General features: G+C 74.4%; 10 protein-coding genes. 1 reads left to right on the forward strand and 9 read right to left on the reverse strand.

Annotated elements, in window-relative coordinates:
- Nucleotides 1-2: 2 nt before the first annotated feature.
- Complete coding sequence (locus ACZ6K0_RS28915) at nucleotides 3-830, reverse strand: enoyl-CoA hydratase family protein (protein ID WP_376400952.1); 828 nt, start codon at nucleotides 828-830, stop codon at nucleotides 3-5.
- A gap of 254 nt (nucleotides 831-1084) precedes the next feature.
- On the opposite strand from ACZ6K0_RS28915, the gene ACZ6K0_RS28920 reads away from it, so the two are divergent.
- Complete coding sequence (locus tag ACZ6K0_RS28920; RefSeq protein ID WP_376400955.1) at nucleotides 1085-1603, forward strand: ATP-binding protein; 519 nt, start codon at nucleotides 1085-1087, stop codon at nucleotides 1601-1603.
- 68 nt (nucleotides 1604-1671) lie between these two features.
- On the opposite strand, the gene ACZ6K0_RS28925 is transcribed toward ACZ6K0_RS28920, so the two are convergent.
- The 8 genes from ACZ6K0_RS28925 to ACZ6K0_RS28960 form a co-directional block, all read right to left on the reverse strand.
- A complete protein-coding gene (locus tag ACZ6K0_RS28925) occupies nucleotides 1672-3084 on the reverse strand; it encodes an amino acid permease (protein WP_469232877.1) in 1413 nt (470 codons plus the stop codon).
- 122 nt (nucleotides 3085-3206) lie between these two features.
- Nucleotides 3207-4229 (reverse strand): ornithine carbamoyltransferase, encoded by a 1023-nt coding sequence (gene argF, locus ACZ6K0_RS28930; protein ID WP_469232875.1) that lies wholly within the window; start codon nucleotides 4227-4229, stop codon nucleotides 3207-3209.
- A gap of 186 nt (nucleotides 4230-4415) precedes the next feature.
- A complete protein-coding gene (locus ACZ6K0_RS28935; RefSeq protein WP_376400963.1) occupies nucleotides 4416-5648 on the reverse strand; it encodes an arginine deiminase in 1233 nt (410 codons plus the stop codon).
- A 71-nt stretch (nucleotides 5649-5719) separates the two neighbouring features.
- Nucleotides 5720-8323: a hypothetical protein gene (locus tag ACZ6K0_RS28940; RefSeq protein WP_469232874.1), complete on the reverse strand. Its 2604-nt coding sequence runs from the start codon at nucleotides 8321-8323 to the stop codon at nucleotides 5720-5722.
- Nucleotides 8320-10698 (reverse strand): hypothetical protein, encoded by a 2379-nt coding sequence (locus tag ACZ6K0_RS28945; protein ID WP_469232872.1) that lies wholly within the window; start codon nucleotides 10696-10698, stop codon nucleotides 8320-8322. The genes ACZ6K0_RS28940 and ACZ6K0_RS28945 overlap by 4 nt, the downstream gene beginning before the upstream one ends.
- Nucleotides 10695-13352, reverse strand: a complete 2658-nt coding sequence (locus tag ACZ6K0_RS28950) for a hypothetical protein (protein ID WP_469232870.1) — start codon at nucleotides 13350-13352, stop codon at nucleotides 10695-10697. The genes ACZ6K0_RS28945 and ACZ6K0_RS28950 overlap by 4 nt, the downstream gene beginning before the upstream one ends.
- The gene (locus tag ACZ6K0_RS28955) at nucleotides 13349-16906 is read right to left on the reverse strand and encodes a tubulin-like doman-containing protein (RefSeq protein ID WP_469232869.1); all 3558 of its coding nucleotides are present in this window, start codon (nucleotides 16904-16906) and stop codon (nucleotides 13349-13351) included. Before ACZ6K0_RS28955 ends, ACZ6K0_RS28950 begins: the two co-directional genes overlap by 4 nt.
- Nucleotides 16907-16928: 22 nt before the next feature.
- The gene (locus tag ACZ6K0_RS28960; protein WP_469233030.1) at nucleotides 16929-19667 is read right to left on the reverse strand and encodes a VWA domain-containing protein; all 2739 of its coding nucleotides are present in this window, start codon (nucleotides 19665-19667) and stop codon (nucleotides 16929-16931) included.
- Between the last annotated feature and the right edge of the window lie 5 nt (nucleotides 19668-19672).

The following is a 19672-nucleotide window of genomic DNA, read 5'->3' on the forward strand; positions in this document are numbered from 1 at the left end:
GGCTAGCGGCCCTGCCATTTCGGGGGGCGCTTCTCGGTGAAGGCGGCGTGGAACTCGGCGTAGTCCTCGCCGTGCATCAGGAGGGCCTGGGTCGCCGCGTCCAGCTCGATCGAGGCCGCGAGCGGCATGTCCAGCTCGGCGGAGAGCAGGGCCTTGGTCTGGGCGAGGGCGAGCGCGGGGCCGTCCGCGAGACGGCGGGCGAGGGCGGCGGCGCGGGTGTCGGCGGCGCCCTCCTCGGTCAGCTCGCTGAGCAGGCCGATGCGCTCGGCCTCGGCGGCCAGGACGGGTTCGCCGAGCATGAGGAGCCGGGTGGCGTGGCCGAGCCCGACGACCCGGGGCAGCAGGTAGGCCGCGCCCATGTCGCCGCCGGAGAGTCCGACCCGGGTGAAGAGGAAGGCGAAGCGGGTGGTGGGGTCGGCGATCCGGAAGTCGGCGGCGAGGGCGAGGACGGCCCCGGCGCCCGCGGCGACGCCGTGGAGCGCGGCGACGACCGGGAAGGGGCACTCGCGGAGCGCCCGGACGACCTGGCCCGTCATCCGGTTGAAGTCGAGGAGCCGCGCGGTGTCGAGGGAGAGGGTGGCGCCGATGATCTCGTCGACGTCGCCCCCGGAGCAGAAGCCCCGGCCCTCGCCGCCGAGGACGAGGGCGCGGACGGTCCGCTCGCGGGAGAGCTCGGCGAGCAGGTCCCGCAGGTCGGCATAGGCGCCGAAGGTGAGGGCGTTGAGCTTCGCGGGGCGGGCGAGGGTCACGGTGGCGACGCCCTCGTCGAGGTCCAGGCGCAGGTGCCGCCAGCGTTCGGTGCGGGTCGCGGATCCGGTAAAGGGGCTCATCCGGAACGGCCTCCTTCCTCCGTTCGGAGGGTATCACCGTACTGTGACTGTCGTCACGAGTACGCGATAAAGGGGGTATGAGTCCGGACACCACAAGGTCCCGGGAAAGAGGTGACCGAAGTCCCTGGCGGCCGGGGAGGGGTGCCCTGGGAACCGGATTTTGCACCTCGTAAGGTTGAAACCAGGACGTCTCGGGATGCCCCCGCACCACTCGCCCACCCGCCGCCCCCTCGGTGAAGGGAGCCCTGCCCCCCATGCCCGAAGTCACCGGCCCCACCGGACCCGCCGATATCGGCCCCATCGACATCGGTCCCACCGGCGCCGGACCCGCCGCCTCCTGGCGCATCCGGCTGCCGCACACGACCGCCGCCGTGCCGATCGCCCGCGCCCTGATCCGTACCGCGCTCCACGACATCGACCCCGGCGCCGCCGACCTCCCCGACGGGGACACGGCCGAGCTGCTCACCGCCGAGCTCGTCGCCAACGCCGTCGAGCACACCGCGGGACGGGGCCCGATCGAGCTGGTCGTCGAGCTGCTCGCCGCGCCCGGCGGCTGTCAGATCGAGGTCCACGACTCCGAGCCGGCCCGCCCGGGCGAGCTCGTCTGCCCCGACCCCGGCGTCGAGGTCGACCCCTGGCAGGAGCACGGCCGCGGCCTCCTCCTGATCCGCGCGCTCAGCAGCGACTGCGGCCACCGCCCGACCGCGCACGGCAAGGCCGTGTGGTTCACGCTCCCGGGGATCCCCGCGCAGCGTCGCCACCAGGAGCCCTGAGCGACGGGGACGGTCAGGGCCGGCCAGGGCAGGTCAGGTCAGGTCAGGTCAGAGCAGGTCAGGGACGGTCACGCACCCCGAACGACCGGATCTGCGTCGCCGAGCCGCGAGTGGCGGCGCCCGTACAGCGCGTACACCAGCGTTCCGACGACCAGGAAGACGGCGAACTGCACCCACGTCGTCCAGCCCGTGCCCCAGATCAGGTAGAGACAGAAGCCGATGCCGAGCACCGGGCTCAGCGGGTAGAGCGGCACCCGGAAGGACCGCCGCAGCGCGGGATCGCGGCGACGCAGCACGATCACCGCGAGATTGACGGCCACCATGACGGCGAGCGTGCCGATCGTCGTCAGGTTGACGACCACGTCGAGCGAGGCGAAGGCGGCCGGGACGGCGAAGACGCCGGCGACGATCCAGGTGTTGGCCACCGGAGTCGCGGACCGCGGCGAGACCCGCTCGAAGACCCGGGGCACCAGACCGTCGCGGGACATCGACATCAGGATGCGGGTCTGCCCGTACATCACCGCGAGGACGACGGACGCGATGGCGACGACCGCGCCGAAGGCGACGACCCCGCCGCCGACCGAGGAGCCGGTGACCTCGTCGACGACGAGCGAGAGCGCGGCGGGCTGGTCGGCGACGGCGTCGGCGCCGAGGGCCCCGATCGCGGCGAGCGCGACGGAGCAGTAGAGCAGGGTGACGAGCCCGATGCAGACGAGGATCGCGATCGGGATGTTCCGGCGCGGGTTCTTCACCTCTTCCCCGGCCGTGGTGATCGCGTCGAAGCCGATGTACGAGAAGAAGGCCACCGAGGCACCCGCGGTGATGCCGCCGGCGCCGTTCGTGAACGGCGAGAGGTTCCCGTCCTCGAAGACGGAGAAGCCGATCACGCAGAAGACGACCAGGATGCCGATCTTGAGGACGGCCATGGCGGCGGTCGCCCGGGCGCTCTCCCTGACCCCCCGGACGAGCAGGGTGGCGGCGAGCAGGATGACGACCACGGCGGGCAGGTTGACCACGCCGCCGTCGCCGGGTCCCGCGGAGAGCGCGACGGGCAGTCGCAGGCCGGTCAGGCTGTCGAGGAGCTCGTTGAGGTACTGGCTCCAGCCGACCGCGACCGCCGAGACGGAGACGCCGTACTCCAGGAGCAGGCACCAGCCGACGAGGAAGGCGGTCCGCTCGCCGAGGCTCGCGTAGGCGAAGGAGTACGAGGAGCCCGAGACGGGGATCGCGCTGCCCAGCTCCGCGAAGGAGAAGGCGGTGAAGACGCAGGTGACCGCGGCGAGCACGAAGGAGATCACGACGGCCGGGCCCGCCTCCGCGACGCTGTCGGAGAGTCCGACGAAGATGCCGGTGCCGACGATCGCGCCGATGCCGAAGCACACGAGCTGGAAGAGGCCCATGGTGCGCTGGAGGCCGTGGCCTTCGAGGTCGGCGCCGGACTCGGCGATGAGCTGCTGCGGGGACTTGATCCGCGAGGGCATGCGGGGGTTCTCTCATCTCTGGTGGTGCACGCGTGAGGGGGGTCCGGGCATGTATGCCCGAACCCCCCTGAAGGATGCGAGCGTAAGCCGCACCACGCATATTCGCCCAAGAGGGCGTAAAGCTATGCCTGCGACTCCCCGGCGGTGCCCGCCATCGTGGCGACCAGGACCGCCTTGATCGTGTGCATCCGGTTCTCGGCCTCGTCGAAGACGACGGAGTGCGCCGACTCGAAGACCTCGTCGGAGACCTCCAGCTCGGTCAGTCCGTGCCGGGCGTGGATGTCACGGCCGACGGCCGTGCCCAGGTCGTGGAAGGCGGGCAGGCAGTGCAGGAACTTCACGTCCGGGTTCCCGGTGGCCCGCAGCACGTCCATGGTCACGGAGTACGGGGAGAGGGCGGCGATCCGCTCGTCCCAGACCTCCTTGGGCTCGCCCATCGACACCCAGACGTCGGTGGCCACGAAGTCGGCGCCCCGGACCCCGTCCGCCACGGACTCGGTGAGGGTGATCGTGGCACCGCTCGCCTCGGCGAGCTTGCGGGCCGCGGCGACGATCCCCTCGGCCGGCCAGTACGCCTCCGGGGCGACGATCCGCACGTCCATGCCGAGCAGGGCCCCGGTGACCAGGTAGGAGTTGCCCATGTTGAAGCGGGCGTCGCCGAGGTAGGCGAAGGCGATCCCGTCGAGCGGCTTGTCGGTGTGCTCGGTCATGGTGAGCACGTCGGCGAGCATCTGGGTGGGGTGCCAGTCGTCGGTGAGGCCGTTGAAGACGGGGACCCCGGCGAAGGCGGCGAGCTCCTCGACGGCGGCCTGGCTGTCGCCCCGGTACTCGATGCCGTCGAACATCCGGCCGAGGACGCGGGCGGTGTCCTTGACCGACTCCTTGTGACCCATCTGGGAGCCCGAGGGATCCAGGTAGGTGGTGGAGGCGCCCTGGTCCGCGGCGGCGACCTCGAAGGCGCAGCGGGTGCGCGTGGAGGTCTTCTCGAAGATGAGCGCGATGTTCCGGCCGCGCAGCCGCTGGACCTCGGCGCCCGCCTTCTTCGCGGCCTTGAGCTCGGCGGAGAGCGCGATCAGGCCGCGGAACTCCTCGGCGGTGAAGTCCAGCTCCTTGAGGAAGTGGCGGCCGATGAGGTCTGTGGCCATGGGACGCGCTCCTGGGGGTACGGGTCGAGGGGACGGCGGTCGCGGACCCTGGAAGTCTATACGAACATCAGCATTTCTATACAGCCCCCTCGCGGGGTGCCGCTTGGGCAGGGTGGCGCTCTCGTGGAGTGGCCCTTTCGCGGAGTGGCGCCCTCGCGGGGTGGCGCTCTCCTGGAGTGGCGGCGCTCAGGTCGCGTCGCGCTCCACCGGGCAGCTCATGCAGCGCGGGCCGCCCCTCCCCCGGCCCAGCTCGCTCCCCGGGATCTCGATCACCTCGATGCCCTGCTTGCGCAGATGCGTGTTCGTCGTGACGTTCCGCTCGTACGCCACGACCACCCCCGGCTCCACGGCGAGCACGTTGCACCCGTCGTCCCACTGCTCGCGCTCCGCCGCGTGCACGTCCTGCGTCGCCGTCAGGACCCGGATGTCCTGGAGTCCCAGGGCCGCGGCGATGGCGCTGTGCATCTGCTCCGGCGGATGGTCGGTCACCCGCAGGGACTGCCCCGCGTCGCCGGGTTCGATCGTGTACGAGCGGAGCATGCCGAGCCCCGCGTACTGGGTGAACGTGTCCTGGTCGACCATCGTCATCACCGTGTCCAGGTGCATGAACGCGCGCCGCTTCGGCATGTCGAGCGCGACGATCATGCGCGCCGAACCGGCCGCGAACAGGCCCCGGGCCAGCATCTCCACCGCCTGTGGCGTCGTGCGCTCGCTCATCCCGATGAGCACGGCGCCGTTGCCGATGACCAGGACGTCCCCGCCCTCGATCGTCGACGGGTAGTCGCGCTGCCCCTCCGACCAGTGGTGGAAGGAGCCCGCCTCCGGTCCCTTGAAGAGCGGGTGGTGCCCGTAGATCGCCTCGAAGTGCACGGTCTCGCGCTGCCGGGCCGGCCAGCGCATCGCGTTGATCGAGACGCCGTCGTAGATCCAGGCCGAGGTGTCCCGGGTGAAGATGTGGTTCGGCAGCGGACCGAGGACGAAGTCGTCCAGGTCGAGCGCGTGGAACCGCACCGACGTCGGCTCCCGGTGCGCCGCCAGGAACTCCCGCTTCGTCATGCCGCCGACGAGCGCCTCGCCGAGCGACCCGGCGTCCAGCGAGTCGAACGCGGCGCGCAGGTGGTCGGCGGCCAGCGGCCCGTACTCCTTCTCGTCGAAGACCCGGTCCAGGACCAGCGCGCGGGCGGCCGGCACCTCCAGGGCCTCCCGCAGCAGGTCGCCGAAGAGATGCACCTCGACCCCGCGGTCCCGCAGCACGTCGGCGAAGCCGTCGTGCTCCTGGCGGGCCCTGCGCACCCAGAGCACGTCGTCGAAGAGGAGGGCGTCCTTGTTGGACGGCGTGAGCCTCTTCAGCTCCAGATCGGGGCGGTGGAGGATGACGCGGCGCAGCCGCCCGGTCTCGGAATCGACATGGAATCCCATGGGCCCATCCTGACGGAGCCGGGCGGCCTGGGCCCGTCTTTCGGGCCTTCGGGCCCGCGGTTCAGGGCGTGTCACTTCAGTGCGGAGGCGATGAGGATCAGGGCGATGAGGACTCCGAGGAAGGCGGCGGTGCGGAGCAGGAAGCGGCGGGTGTAGCCGTTGACGGGCTCGCCGTCCGGCTGCGCGAAGGCGACGGGGCGGGGCGACGGCTCGCCGGGCTGCGGGGACTGGTGGGGTGGTGGGGACTGGTGGCGTGGCGATGCTTGGTGGGGTGGTGCGGTGTGATGCGGCCGCGGGGCTTGGTGGGGTGACGGGGCCTGGTGGGGCTGCGGGGTGCGCCGGGTGCCGGACGCCTCCTTGAGGAGGGTGAGCCAGACCGCGTCGGGCAGGCCCGGGCGGTCGCCGTCGACGATCTGCCAGAAGGCCTCGCGGGCCGACGGCACCGGGCTCGTACGGAGTCGGGAGAGCAGCGCGGCGACCGTGCCGACCGGGGCGTCCCCGCCCCCGAGGAGGGGGCGGACGGCCCAGCGGTGCAGCTCGGCCGCGTTGGACGCGCGCTGTTCCTCGGGCGGCTCGGAACGGTCGTCCTCGGCGCCGGGCGACGCTGTCGCCCAGAGCTCCCGGCCGATGACCACCTCGCACAGCTCGCGGCGCGCCGGATGTCCCCAGGACGGCAGGCGCCGGGCGATCTCCCCGAGGAGGAGGGTGACGACGACGTACATCTGGGGTCGGCGCAGGGCGTCGAGCAGCTCGCGGCTGCCCGCCCGCTCGACGAGGCCGCGCGCCTCTTCCACGTCGCCCGCGGTCGGCAGCCGGTGGACGAGCCCGGTCTCGACCTCCCGCTCCCCGCCCCGCAGCTTCCTGATCCACCCGCTCCGGCCACCGCCGGCCGGACCGCTCCACTGGGCACGGACGGAGGGGAGGACGGGACGGGGGTACGGGTCGTACGCCGGGTCCGGGGCGGGGTGGGGGCGGAGGGGTACGGGATCCGGCTTGGGGGCGGGGGCGGGGTCGGGGGCGGGGGCGAGGTCGGACTCGGGGCCGGAACCAGGTTCGGGGTCGCGATCGCGATCGCGGTCGCGGTCGGGCCGGCGCGGTGAGGTCCCGGAGGCCCAGGGATCGGCCCCGCCGGGGGCCTCGCCGTGGGCCGTGTCGTCGGTGTCCGGGTACGGCGCCGCCGGGTGCCGGGACGGGTCCTGGAGGGGGCGGTCGGGGAAGGGCGGGTCCTGGCGGCCGTCCCACGGCTCAGGGGAGGACGGGGGACGCCCCGCGTCAGGAGACGGGGATACGCGGGATATGGGGGACACGGGGGGCCGGCCGGCGTCCGGGGCGGCCGAAGGACGGCGTGGGTCGGCGCCGTCCGGCGTGCGGCCGGGGTCCCGGGACGTCGGCGAGCGCCGCGGCTCCGGCGACACGGCCGGGTACCCCGGCTCCGGTGCCGCCGGGTGTCTCGGCTCGGGCGCGGCCCCGTACCCCGGCTCCGGCCCGTACCCCGGCTCAGGCTCGGCCCCGCGTCGCCGCTCGGGTCCGTACCCCGGTTCCGGCTCGGCCCCGCGTCGCCGCTCCGGTCCGTACCCCGGCTCCGGCTCGGCCCCGCGTCGCCGCTCGGGTCCGTACCCCGGCTCCGGCTCGGCCGCGCGTCGCCGCTCAGGCTCACCCCCGTACCTCGGCTCCTGCTCCGGCGTCGCGCCCCGGTAGCGCGGCTCCGGCGACGCGGGCCCGTACCGTGCGTCCCCCGTCGGCGGGAAGCGCGGCTCCCGGGGCGGGCCGTGGCGGCGGGTGCGGGCGTCGAGGATGTCCACGGCGCGGGCCGCCGTGTCGAGGAGCGGGGCCCGGCGGGCGGAGGCCGCCTCGTGGAGGGCGCGGCCGACCGCCCACTCGCGTCCGTCGCCCTCCGCGACGCCCCGCAGGTGGTGGCGGACGAGCCGGGCCGCCGTCTCCTCCGCGCGGTCGCCGGACCGCTCGCTCGGGTCGAAGCGGTGCCGCCCCGTGTTGGGACTCGACGCACCCGACCAGCGGCTCACGAACACGAAGCGCAGGGAGGGCAGTTCGACGGTGTCGTGGCTCGCGAAGGTCCAACCGCGGCCGATGAGCTCGCCGAACATGCTGTGCAGCCCCCACAGCACGGGTCCGGCGGTGTCGCCCCGCGCGTCGAGGACGGTGAACGTGCCGTCGGGGTGCCGCAGCAACTCCGCCACCGTTCCGGTGAGTTCTCCCGCCACGTACGGCAGCGTCTCGTCGAGCTCGCCCTGCCCGCGGCCCGTCGCCGGTACGAGGACCTCCTCCCGCACCACCGGGAGCCGTCCGCGCACCTCGGCGGCGTTCAGGGCGGCGGCGCCCTCCCAGTCCCAGGCCTGGAGGCCGAGGCACAACGAGGGGTCGAGCAGCGCGGGAGAGCCGACGAGCGCGTGACAGAGGACGGACGTCCCGCCGTCGGTGTCCGTGAACGGGGTGCGCCGGATCAGCATCACGCCCGGACGGCCCTCAAGGCGGATCAGGGCAGGCCGCGTCTCCTCCCCGCCGGCCCGCAGCACGGGACCGGAGATCCGGAAGAGGGCCTCCGTCTCGTCCCGGGGCCCGGACCAGGCCACCGGGCCGAATCCCGTGCTGCCCGAGGCGTTCTCGCTGTCCCAGCGGAAGACGATCTGGTCGACCTCGTTCTCCGACCGTGTCATCGGACGATTCCCTCCGTAGGCTCCGCCCCGGGCAGCAGCCCGCACATGGCGAACAGGGACAGCAGTGGTGCCAGGACCCGGCGCGGCCGGACCCCGTGCGGGAAGTGGTCGCCGCGCGCCTGACCGCCGGTCGCGGCGACGAAGTGCAGGGAGCAGTTCGCGCAGTCGTCGAAGGGCTTGAGCCAGGCGGCGCTGGCGTGGTGGGCGAGGAAGGCGTACGCGTCCCGGCTCTCGTCCCGCGCCTCGGCGGGGCCGAAGCGGCCGGGCAGGGCCCGGCCGAGCCACCGGTCGACGGTCGGATCGAAGCGGACGAGGTCGCTCTTGTTGACGGCGAGCGCGGCCGGCGCCGCGACGAGGCCGCCGCGCCCCCTCGGGATCCGGTCGAGGACGGTGGCGAAGGCCTCGTCGCCGAGGTCGCGGCGGCGCAGCCCGCTCTGTTCCCGTACGGGGTCGAGGGAGCCGAGCCGGAGCGCGCGCAGCGGGTCAAGGACGAAGACGAAGGCGTCGACGCCCATGAGGAAGCGGGCCACTTCCCCGTCCTGCGCGAGGTCCTCGCCCGCGAGGTCGAAGAAGACGACGGGCCGGGGCGTCCCGCCGCCCGCGGAGACGAGCAGCCCGTCGGCGAAGCGGGCGAAGGTCTGCTGTCCGGTACGGCCCAACTGCCGTCCCTGCTGGAGGTTCTGCACGCGCTCGCGCAGATAGGTGCGGTGCGCCTCGGGGTTGAGCGGACGGCTCCGCAGCCCGTACGGCGCGAGGCCGCCGAGTTCGATCTCGCCCAGCATCGCGGCGAGGAGGTGGGTCTTGCCGACGGAGGAGCTGCCGACGAGGGCGACGGAGAGCGGCTCGCCGTTGGTGAGGTAGGGCACGGGGAGTTCGTGCTCCTCGTCGCCCTCCACCGTGTGCGGGCACAGGTGGTAGGCCTTGCGCAGGGCGTCGGCGATGTGGGCGGGGCGCCGTTCCGTGGTGAGGTCGAGCGGGATCCGGTTGCCCTTGGCGTCGATGGTGACGAGCAGGCGTTCGTCGTACTCGACGGGGAGCAGGCAGTGCGGGCACATCCGGCTCCGCGAGGGCGGGGCCGGCGGCGGTTCGAGGGGCGACGCCGAGGCGGCGGGGCGGAGGGATCCGTCCCCCGCTCCGAAGATCCGGTCGATGAAGGTGGTGCGCGGGGAGCGCGGATCCGTGGCGGAATCCGTCACCGGGCCGGCGTACGGGTCCGTGTAGGGGTCCGTGTACGACTCGCTGTACGGCTCCGCGTACGGCGCCGCGTCGGACAGCCCGTCGTTCTCGACCGCGACCCGTTTCCGGGCGAGTCGCTGGTCGTACTGGGCACGCCACGGGGCGAGCGGGTCGGCCGCACCGGCGGCGCCTGCGAGCGGATCGCGCACGTTCAGGAGCCGCATGAGCTCGGCGGGACGCGGCCGGTCGGCCGCTCGCGGGGAGAAGAGGCCGCTCTGGGCCAGGGCGGCGAGCCGGCGGTAGTCGCCGAGGTCGCCGGGTGGGCCCTCACCCCGGGCGGGGCGGCCGGAGAGGAGGTAGTAGCCGAGCTGGGCGACGGACCACAGGTCGTCGCGCGGGTCGGCCGCGCCGAGCCCCTCGCGCTGCTCGGGCGAGGCCCAGGGCGCGCCGCCGAACGGCTCGCGCGTCTCCCCCGCGCGCCGCGCGGCGAACGGCTCGCTGAGCCGCACGTGGGCGCCGTCCCACCGCACGGTGTCCGGCGCGACGGCCCGGTGCACGAGCCCGATCTTTTCCAGGAGCCGTACGGACAGGGCGAGTTGGCCGATGATCCGCTCCTGCTCCTCGGGGCCGAGGCGGCCCGCCCACTCGGTGAGCGGCCGGCCGCGGGGCACCCGGTACAGCACGAAGGGCTCGGACGCGGTCAGGTCGAAGCCGACGATCCTGGCGAAGACGGCCCCGAACTTCGCGGTCCCGTACCGCCGTTCCAGGGCGACGGCGGCCTCCACCTCGCGCTCCAGGAGGCCGTACGCGTGGGGGTCGGCCTGCGCGGACGCGGGCAGCCGGAACTGGAGGACCGGCCATCCGGCGCCCAGAACGGCGCGGCGTGCGAGGAGGCCGGGCCTGGCGGGCAGCCGGCGCTCGTCGCCGTACCGGACGGTGAAGCGGACCGGCTCCTCGTGGTGGGTGAGGAACTCCAGTTCCTCGTAGTACGGGTGCGGGGGGCTCATGGGCTCCCTCAGGTGGTCCGGATGGTACGGATCGATCGGGTGGTTCAGCGGGTTCCGCGCGTTGCCCGGGCCGGGCTCGTCCGGGTGGTTCAGGTCGCTCGGATCGTGCGGGTGGTTCAGGTCGCTCGGGTGGTTCGGGTCGTCCAGGTCGCTCGGGTCGTGCGGGTCGATCGGGTGGTTCGGGTCTGTCACGGTTCTCCCGCCTCCTCGGCGCGGACGGTGTGCACGACGTCCGCGCGCAGCGGTACGAGACGGAGGATGCCCGCGTGCCGTCCGGCACCGGTCCACACCACGTCCTCGGCGGTGCCCCGCCAGATGTCGTCCCCCGCCGCCCCGCGCCGCATCGCCTCGGGCACGAAGCGGACCTGCCGGGCGGCGAGCGGGTCGTGGGAGAGCAGCCTCAGGTGTTCGGGCCCGCAGAGCGCGACCGTGGCGCCGGGGTCGTCCTCGGCGAGCAGCAGCCGGGCCACCGCGTCCGGGGCGACCCCGGTGAGCCGGGCCGCGTCGGGCCGTTCGGAGCGGTCGGCGAGGGCGCCGAGCGAGGTGAGCGTGCCGAGATCGCGGAGGCCGTCGTACGGGGGCGGCGGCGAGGCCGCCGCATCGCGCTCCAGGCGGATCCGCGTCTCGTCGAGGAGCTCCGTCAGCCGCTGCCCCTGTGCCAGGTGCTCCGTGCCGCCGGGGTCGCGTTCGATACCCGCCCAGCAGCCGTCGAGGAGGAGGACGGTACCGGCGACCAGGTCCCCGACGAGCGTGTCGACGAGTGCCGGGCCCCCGTCCCCGTACCGCCGCTCCAGCCAGACCGGGGCCGGCCCGGCGGAGAAGGCGCCCGGCACGCCGACGGAGCCCGCCGGGGCGGGCGCGGGCCGTGGTGACGGGCGCGGGGACGACGGCGGGACGGCGGAGTGCGCGGCCGGCTCCCGTACGGGCGGCTCCTCGTTCATGTCCGACCAGCCGTCGTCCTCCCCGCCGTCCCCCCAGTCGTCCCAACTCCAGGCGTCCGCAGCGGTGTCGGTGCCGCCGGACGGGCCCGGGCCCGGCGCGGGTGCCGACGGTTCGTCCGCCCAGGAGTCCTGGTCCGGCCCCCACTCCGACTCCCGGCCCGCTTCCCACTCCTGCCCCCACTCCGGCGACGCGTCGGGCGACCGCGCGCCGCCGTACGCGTCGGCGGTCTCCGCGAGACCGCGCAGCAGCCGGGCCACGGCACCGGCTCCGGCCGCGCAGTGGTGCCGTACCTCGGCGAAGAGCCAGTCGTGCACGGCGGTCGTCACGACCAGGGCGTGGATCTCCCGCAGGATCCGGCCGGCCTCCTCCGGGTCCGCCCGCGCCCACCAGTCGTCCACGGCCCGGGTCCAGTCGCGGAGCGCGAGCAGGACCACGGCCACGAAGGACACGGCCAGGGCCACGGCCCCCACCCAGACCGGCGGGGCCAGGAACTGGCCGAGGCCCGCCCCGACGAGGCCGCCGAGGACGCCACCCGCGAGCCGGGGCGCCGCGCCCGTGGCACCGCCGCCGTCGATCCGCCCGTCGGGCGAGCGGTTGGGCCTGCGCCGCAGCATCAGATGGGCGAGCCCGGCGGCCAGCGCGCCGACGGCCGGGCCGAGGACCCAGCCGAGCACCGGCCACACCCCGGCGAGCAGCGCGAGGAGGCCGGTCAGGGCGAAGGCCACGGGCCGCGAGCCGCCGGCGGTGAACGGATACCGTCCCCCGAGCCGCCGCAGCCGCTCCGGACCGCAGAGCGCGTCGAGCCGCGCGAGCCGGGAGGCGCTGCCGGCCGGGGCGGTGCGCGCCGCGAGCCCGGAGAGCCTGGCCGCCACGGAACGCAGCGGCAGGCCCTGGCCGATCAGGTCGTACGTGTGGTCCCGCAGGGCCGGGACGATCCCCGCCCGCGTGATCTCCCGCGGCAGCTCCGGGAGTTCGACCCCTCGGTCACGGAGCAGCCCGCGGTGTTCGGCCGTGAGCCGGGTGGCGCCCGCGGCGCCGAACGCGTCCGCGACGGCCGTACGGAGCCGGGCCAGCTCCTCCGTGAGCCGCTCGATGTCCCCCGGCAGGTCGACGGCGCGGCCCGCCCCGGTGAGGAGCCCCGCCGCGCCCCGCACCCGGTCGTAGCCGTCGACGGCGTCGTCGAGGGCCTCCTGGCAGGCGGCGAGCCGGGCCCCCGCCCGGCCGCCGGCGGGGAGCCAGTCGTGGCCGGAGAGGGAGCGCGGCACGCCCTCGCCGAGGAGCAGGGCGAGCGCGCCCGGCACCCCTTCGGGGGAGGCGGCCCCGGCCGGGACCTCGGGGCCGGTCAGCCCCTCGACGGCCTGCCGCCAGGCCCGCGCGCGGGCCTCGTCGGTGAGGTCGTGCTCCAGGATCCGCACGGCGGGTACGGCCACGCCGTGCACCACGTCCCCGAGCGAGCCGAGGACGGCGTCGAAGACCTCCGGGGTGGCCAGTACCTCGACGAGCGGGCGCAGGACGTCGTCGACCACGGCGTCACCTGTGGAGCCGCCCGTGGAGCCGCCCGTGATGTCGCCCGTGGTGTCGCCCGTGGTGTCGAACAGCCACAGGACTCCGGCGGCGGGCGGGCGCAGCGTCAGGGTGCGGCGCAGCGTCCGGTCACCCCGGGTGCCGACGGCGAGACAGACGATCTGGGCGGGGCCGTAGGAGGAGAGGCGCTCGTAGAGGAGCTGGTGGCCGACGATCCCGGCGGCCTCGTCGACGACGAGGAACCGGCGTTCGCCACCGGGTTGCGGGACGTCCAGCGCCGCGCGGACGGCGGCGTCGAGGTCGTCCGGCCCGCCCGCCCGCAGGTCGAGGCAGACCGCATGGCCCGGGAGGGGTCGCTCGGGGAGGACGCGGTGGTTCACTGCTCCTCCTCCCGGTCCCAGGGGTACCCGCCGGACTCGAACTCGGACTCGGGATCGGGCTCGGGCTCGGAGTCCCAGCCCTCCTCGTACAGGGACCCCTGGGGCTGTCCGTGCTGTCCATGCGGTCCGTGCTGTCCATGCGGTCCATGCGGTCCGTGCTGTCCCGCCTCCGGCCCGGGGGCCTGCGCGGACCCGTTCCCCCCGTACCCGTAGTTCTCCCGAGGGTCGGTACTACCGGGCGGCCGGCCCTGACCGTAGTTCTGGCTCTGGCCGTGGCCGTAGTTCTGGCTCTGGCTCTGGCTCTGGCCGTAGCCCTGACCGTGCCCCTGAACCGGAACCTGAGCCTGCGCCTGAGCCTGAGCCGGAACGTAGCCCTGCCCCTGCCCCTGCCCCTGCCCCGCAGCCCTCCGCCCCGCCCGCCCCGGCCCGTGGCGGTCGAAGAGGGCGCGCAGGGTGGAGCGGGTCGGGCGGGCCGAGGGCGGGAAGCGCATGTCCAGGGCCCCCGGGAAGGTGACCTCCCAGAACTGCCGCAGCGGGGTCATCCATTCGACGTCCGTGTCGCCGTACTCCCGGTACTCGGCCTCCAGTCGGTCGAGCAGGACGAGCTGACGCGGGGCGACCTCCTCCACGAAGTGGGTGAAGAGCCGGGACGGCGGCTGCGGCACCTGCGTGAGGCCCTTGGGCAGGGTCTTCATGAGGCGTTCGCAGAACACCTCGATGATCTGGCCCTCGTCGAGGAGCGCCCAGCGCTCGTACGCGCGCAGCATCCCCGCCCAGCTGGAGAGCGAGCCGTCGAAGGCCTCCAGGCGCAGCGACATGGTCGCGGACTCGCCTTCCTGGAGCCGGATCCGGACGAGGTCGGGCGAGTCCGGCGGGCCGTCGACGGCGATGTTGCCGTTCCACATCGCGCAGAGCAGCCGCTGAAGGATCCGCTGGCGGTCCTGCTCGGTGGCGACGAGCCAGTCGTCCTGGTAGCCGAGCCGCTGCCGCCAGTGCAGGAAGTCGTCCTCTCCGGCCGAGTCGCGGGCTTCGGACCAGAGGCTGAGGACGTTGCGGACCTCGGAGATGTCGGTGAGGTTCATGCCGCTGCGGAAGAGGACGACGGTGAGGGATTCGGTGTCGACGGCCCGGTACTCCTGGTCGGCCTTCGCGGGCAGGTTGAGCGCCTGCCGGAGGAAGCCCGCGGCGCGGCCGTCGGACTCGCTGGCCGGGTGCACGATGAGGATCTTCATCGGGCCGCTGCCGTCCGGGACGAAGCCGACGGGGAGCAGTCCGGCGAGCCGGGCGCGGAACTGGTCGAGCCAGCGCGGGTCGACCTTCGACTCGGCGCCCTCGTCGCCCGCGGCGGCCCGCAGCAGCAGCTCCATGGAGGGCAGCAGGGGGCGGGCGAACTGGGCCTCGTTGGCCTCGCCGAAGAGCTTCTTGACCCGGCGTTCGAGGACCTGCTTGATCTCCTTGACCGGCGCCCCCGGCGCGCGGCGCACCGCGTCGAGGGCGTTGCGCCAGTCGTCGGGCCGGATCAGCCGGTCGAGGAGGGTCGCGGCGTCGGTGCTCTCGGGGAGGCCCTCGCTCTGGGCGAGCCGGTCGACGACGTCGTCGTAGAAGGCGCGCAGGGTGTTCTGCGGGGGCAGGAGGTAGGCGATGCCGGCACGGTCGTCGCGGTAGAGCTCGCGGCGGCGCTCGGCGAATCCCCGTGCCTCGTCCTGCTCGTGGGCGCGGAGCACCTTGGTGAGCTCGCTCAGCTCGTTGGAGATCCGGGCCAGCGGCGGGCGCCACTGGGCCTCGCCGGCCTGCCAGCCGCGGTGCCAGAGGCTCCGGGCGCGCCACTGGTACCAGGCCTGCTGCGCGGCGAGCGCCTCTTGGACGTCGGGGTCGTTCCACCGGGCGGGTACGACGCCGCCCATGCTCCCCTTGATGCGGGGGATCGGCGGGGCGGCGCTCTGGACGTGGGAAGGCCGTTCGGGCTCGTTGCGCCGGTTGTCCAGCATCCCCTTGAAGCCCACCCTGGCGACCCGCTCGGGGTGGCCGGGCAGGCCGCCCAGTACGGCTTCGAGCTGGAACGGGCCGATGAGGCCGAGGAGTTCGCGGGCGCCGGAGCCCGGCCTGAAGTCCTCGGTGAGGCGCGGGATCTCGCGGGTGAGGTTGGTGTCGAGTCGGCGCAGGGCGTCCTCCATGGACCCGAGCCGGTACTGCAGTTCCTGGGCGATGTCCCGTCGCCCCCTGGGGAGTTGCTCGGGTCCGGGGACGTCCGGCACCTCGCGGTTCCAGAGCCGGCCGATGCCGGAGCGGACGAAGAGGTCGCGGACCTGCTCCGAGCCGTCCCGGGCGGGCCGCCGGGCCCGTTCCTCCATGCCGCGCACGGCCTGGGCGAGGAGCCGGGCGGCGACGATCTCGGCGAGGTCGTCGACGGGGACGGTGAGGGAGGCGGCGAGGCTGGTGGACATGCCCCGGTAGCCGATGCCGGAACGGGCCGGCGTCGAGCGCTCGACGGCCTTGTTGACGAACCGTTCCGCGAAGGACTGGTAGTCGTCGTCGGCCTGGGCCACCCCGCCGTTGGACTCGCTGAGTTCGGTGCCGATGAGCGACATCACCATGGCGGTGATGGAGCGGCGCAGGTCCTCGCTGCCGATGACCGACGGCTTGGAGAAGAGGAAGGCGGTCTGCATGGTCGCGGGACGCAGGGCGACGACCCCCTCTCGCGGGTACGTGATGCTCAGCCGGCCGCGCTGTTCGACGTCGCCGACGGAGTCGTCGGAGTCGGGCATGTTCTGGTCGTCGACGAGCCGCGAGAGGTCCACGAGGGCGCGGGCGGCGTTGAGTTCGGCCTCGCGTCCGCCGCCCGCCTCGGGCGGGAAGGCGGACGGCATGACGACGAGCGGGTAGATCTTCACCCCGGGCACCTTGGCGTTGCGGAACTCGTGCCCGATGAGGTGGATGAAGTCGTAGAAGATGCCGGCGCCGGTGCCGCCCGCGACGGAGAAGGCGACGAAGACGTCACAGCCCCGGATCTGGCCGCCGCCGACCCGCTGGAGGTCGCCGGCCGACTGGCCGATGGCCCCGATCGCCTCGCGGAGCTGGCGCAGGACCGGTTCGAGCCCGGAGCGCAGGGTCGCGAAGAGCGCGGCGCGGCCGACGGTCGGCAGCTGCCCCGCACCGCTGTTGAGGGGGGCGACGCGCGGCTGCCGGATCCGCGGCGGCAGCCAGGACCGGGTCTCCCCCGGGACGGAGACGCGCAGCATCTCCGTGACCTCGGGCGAGGAGTCGAAATCGGTGGGCAGCAGGTCCCGGACCATCCGGGACGTACGGGCGAAGGCGGCGCCCTCGGCACCCTTCGCCTTGAACTGCGGTGCCTTCAGCAGTTCCGCCTCGCTGAAGTCGGCGTAGACGAACTGGAGGCAGTCGGGCAGCTGGAAGGGCATCCGGCGGCCGCCGTCGACGAGGTCGGTACCGTCGGGTCCGCAGAGCTCCCGGCGGAGGCTGCGCTCCAGCTCGGTGCCGATGCGTCCGCCGGTGCCGCCGAGCCCGACGAAGAGCATGGGCTGATAGATCTTCATGTCGTCTCCTTTGGGGGCCCGTTCAGAAGAGGTCCGGGTCCCCGGCGGTCGTCCCGCCCGTGCCCGTACTGAATCCGGTACCGCTGCCGGTTCCGGTGTCGGTTCCGCTGCCTGTTCCGGTGGTCGTGGGGTGGTCCGTGGCGCCGTCGGACCGGCCGGACCGCCCGGATCGCCCGGATCGCCCGGGCCGTCCGAACCGGCGCGGCCGGGGAATCCGGCCTTCCCGGTCCGTACGTGTACGGGACCCGGCGCCTTCGCCCGTACGGGATCCGGTTCCGGTACGGGAGTCGGTTCCCGTCCGGGAGTCGGCTCCGTCGCCCGTGCGGAAGCCGGAGCCGCCGCCCGTGTCGAAGTCGAAGTCGTCGTCCGTACCGAAACCGCCACCGGTGCCGGAGCCGTATCCGGCACCGGAGCCGTCTCCGGAGCCGTAGCCGCCGGTGCCGGAGCCCGTGCGGGCGCGGCCCGACCGGCCGCCGCGGGCCGTTCCCCCGCCCCGTACGACGAGTTCGTACGCGTCGAGGCCGGTCGGCTCGCCCGGCCTCAGGGGGACCTGCGCACCGCCCCGGGGACGCAGCAGCAGTTGGCCGGTGCCGGTGCGGCGCAGGACGTGGGCGCCGGACGAGGCGCCCTCGCGGGCCCGGCGGAGGGTGGGCGGAGCGCCGCCCATGTCGTCGACCGCGAAGGGGAAGGACCCGCGGGCGCCCTGGCCCCGGCCGACGGTGAGCGTGTCGAGGACACGGCCGTGCTCGCGGAGTTCGAGCGTGACGCCGGTGAGGTCGCGACGATGGCGCCGGGCCAGGATCTGCGCGATGACGAAGCCGGCGATGAGGACGAGGCCCGCGGCCCCGCCGACGACGGCCTTCCACCAGCGGTCCCACCAGGTCGGCGGGGCCACGACCAGGACGTCGAGGAAGCCGTCGTCGAGGACGAGGTCGCCGTCGCCGGGGTCCACGGCCGCGATCCGGCCGCCCAGTTCGCCGAGGGGCGTGCCGCCGCCGACGGTCACGGTGATGGGGACGCGCGTGCTCCCGCCCGGCGGGGCGGTGACCGTCGCCGGGGAGACGGAGAGCTCGGCGCCGGGTGTCAGGTTCTCCACGGCGAGCCGCAGGCTGCGCGGTCCCGCGTCGTTGTTGGTGACGTCGAGGGTGCCGCGGACGGTGCTCCCGGGGTGCACGGTGGCCCGGTCGAGGACGAGCCCGGCGGTGAGGAGCGGTGTGCCCTGGGTGACGCGGGCGTGCAGCGGCCGACGGTCGGAGGTGACGCCGGGCGCCGACATGCGGGTGGTGAGCTCCAGGTCGCCGGTGGCGCCGGCGGGCACGGTGAGCGTGCCGGTGAAACGGACGTCGCCCGCCCTGCGGTCGGGGGCCCGCCCGTCGTCGGCGAGCCGGAACGTGACGGGGGCGAAGCCCGCGCCGCGCAGTTCGGCCGCGACCGTGAGATCCGCGAGCTGGCGGGGATCGGTGACGGTGACGCCCCGCCGGGTCTGCATCCGCACCGACACGGTGACCTCCTCGCCGGCGCGCGGGGAGGCCGGGTCGAGGGTGACGTCGGAGCGGAGCACGCCCTGCCAGATGGCCCGGACGGCGACCTCGCGGTCGCCGTGCCCCTCCGGTGCCTCGATGTGCACGCGCCAGCGGCCCGGCAGCGGGTTCTTGACGCGCAGCGCCTCGACCGGCCCGTCCTGTCCGCCGACCTCGAAGGTGGAGCCGTCGAACTCGCCCCGGGTGGGAACCTTGCGGCCCGCCGGGTCGTAGTAGGTGACCCGAACCTTCGGGTCGTGCTTGGAGACCGTGAGGGAGCCGTCGGTGGCGATGGGCGGGATGACGACCGTCAGGTCGGCGGGCGGCTTCCCTGCGGTGCCGTGCGCGATCCGCGCGCAGCGGGCCGCGGCGAAGGTCTCCTGGAGCGCCTTGTCGAGGTCGGCGGAGCTGCCGACGACCCGCATGTGGGGGACGGAGCCCGGCACGTCGGAGCAGGCGCCGCGGAAGCCGCCCTCGGCCATGGCCGTGAGGGCGGCCCGGTCGATCCCGGTGCCGAAGCCGAGGGGCCAGATCTGGACGCCGGCCGCCCGGGCGCGGGCGAGTTCCTCGGTGAGCCGCCGCTCGCCGTTGGACTGGCGGTTGGCGGGGTCCGCGCCGTACTCGGGGCTGTCGGAGACGTCGAGTTTGCCGTCGGTGAGCAGGAAGACGACCTTGGGGGTGGCAGGTGCCTTCGCGGCCGCGCCACCGGGCGTGCTCTTCTGAGTCTTCTGAGTCTTCGGGGTGAGGCGGGTGACGGCCTGGCGGATGGCCGCCGGGAAGTCGGTGCCCGGTCCCATCCGTGCCGCGTCGCGCTTGTTGAGGAGCTGGACGCAGCGGCTGAGCCGCTCGCGGCCCGCCGCGTCGGCGACGGTGAGATCGCAGACCTCGCGCACGGGCGACTGGCCGGCCTTCTCCGAGCTGCCGAAGCCGATGACGGCCGCCCGGGAACGCTCCGATATCTCGCCCTGGCTGAGCAGCCCCGCCGCCTCCGTCTCGCGCGCCAGGTCCTTGTCGGCCAGGCTGGCCGACTGGTCGACGACGACGGCGAAGTCGATCGGGTCCGGTCCATCGGCGGGCTCGGCGGCGGCTTCGGCCACGGACCCGGCCGCGGGTTGGGCGGCTGCGGCCGGCGCCCGGGGGGCGCGGGGGTGGCCGGGGGTACCGGCCGCCGCGAGCGGGCCGGTGAGCGCGACCAGCGCACCGGCGAGGAGCAGGGCGCTCCCCTTGTTCGTCCACTGCATCGTCA

The sequence above is a fragment of the Streptomyces sp. NPDC042346 genome (assembly GCF_055581845.1).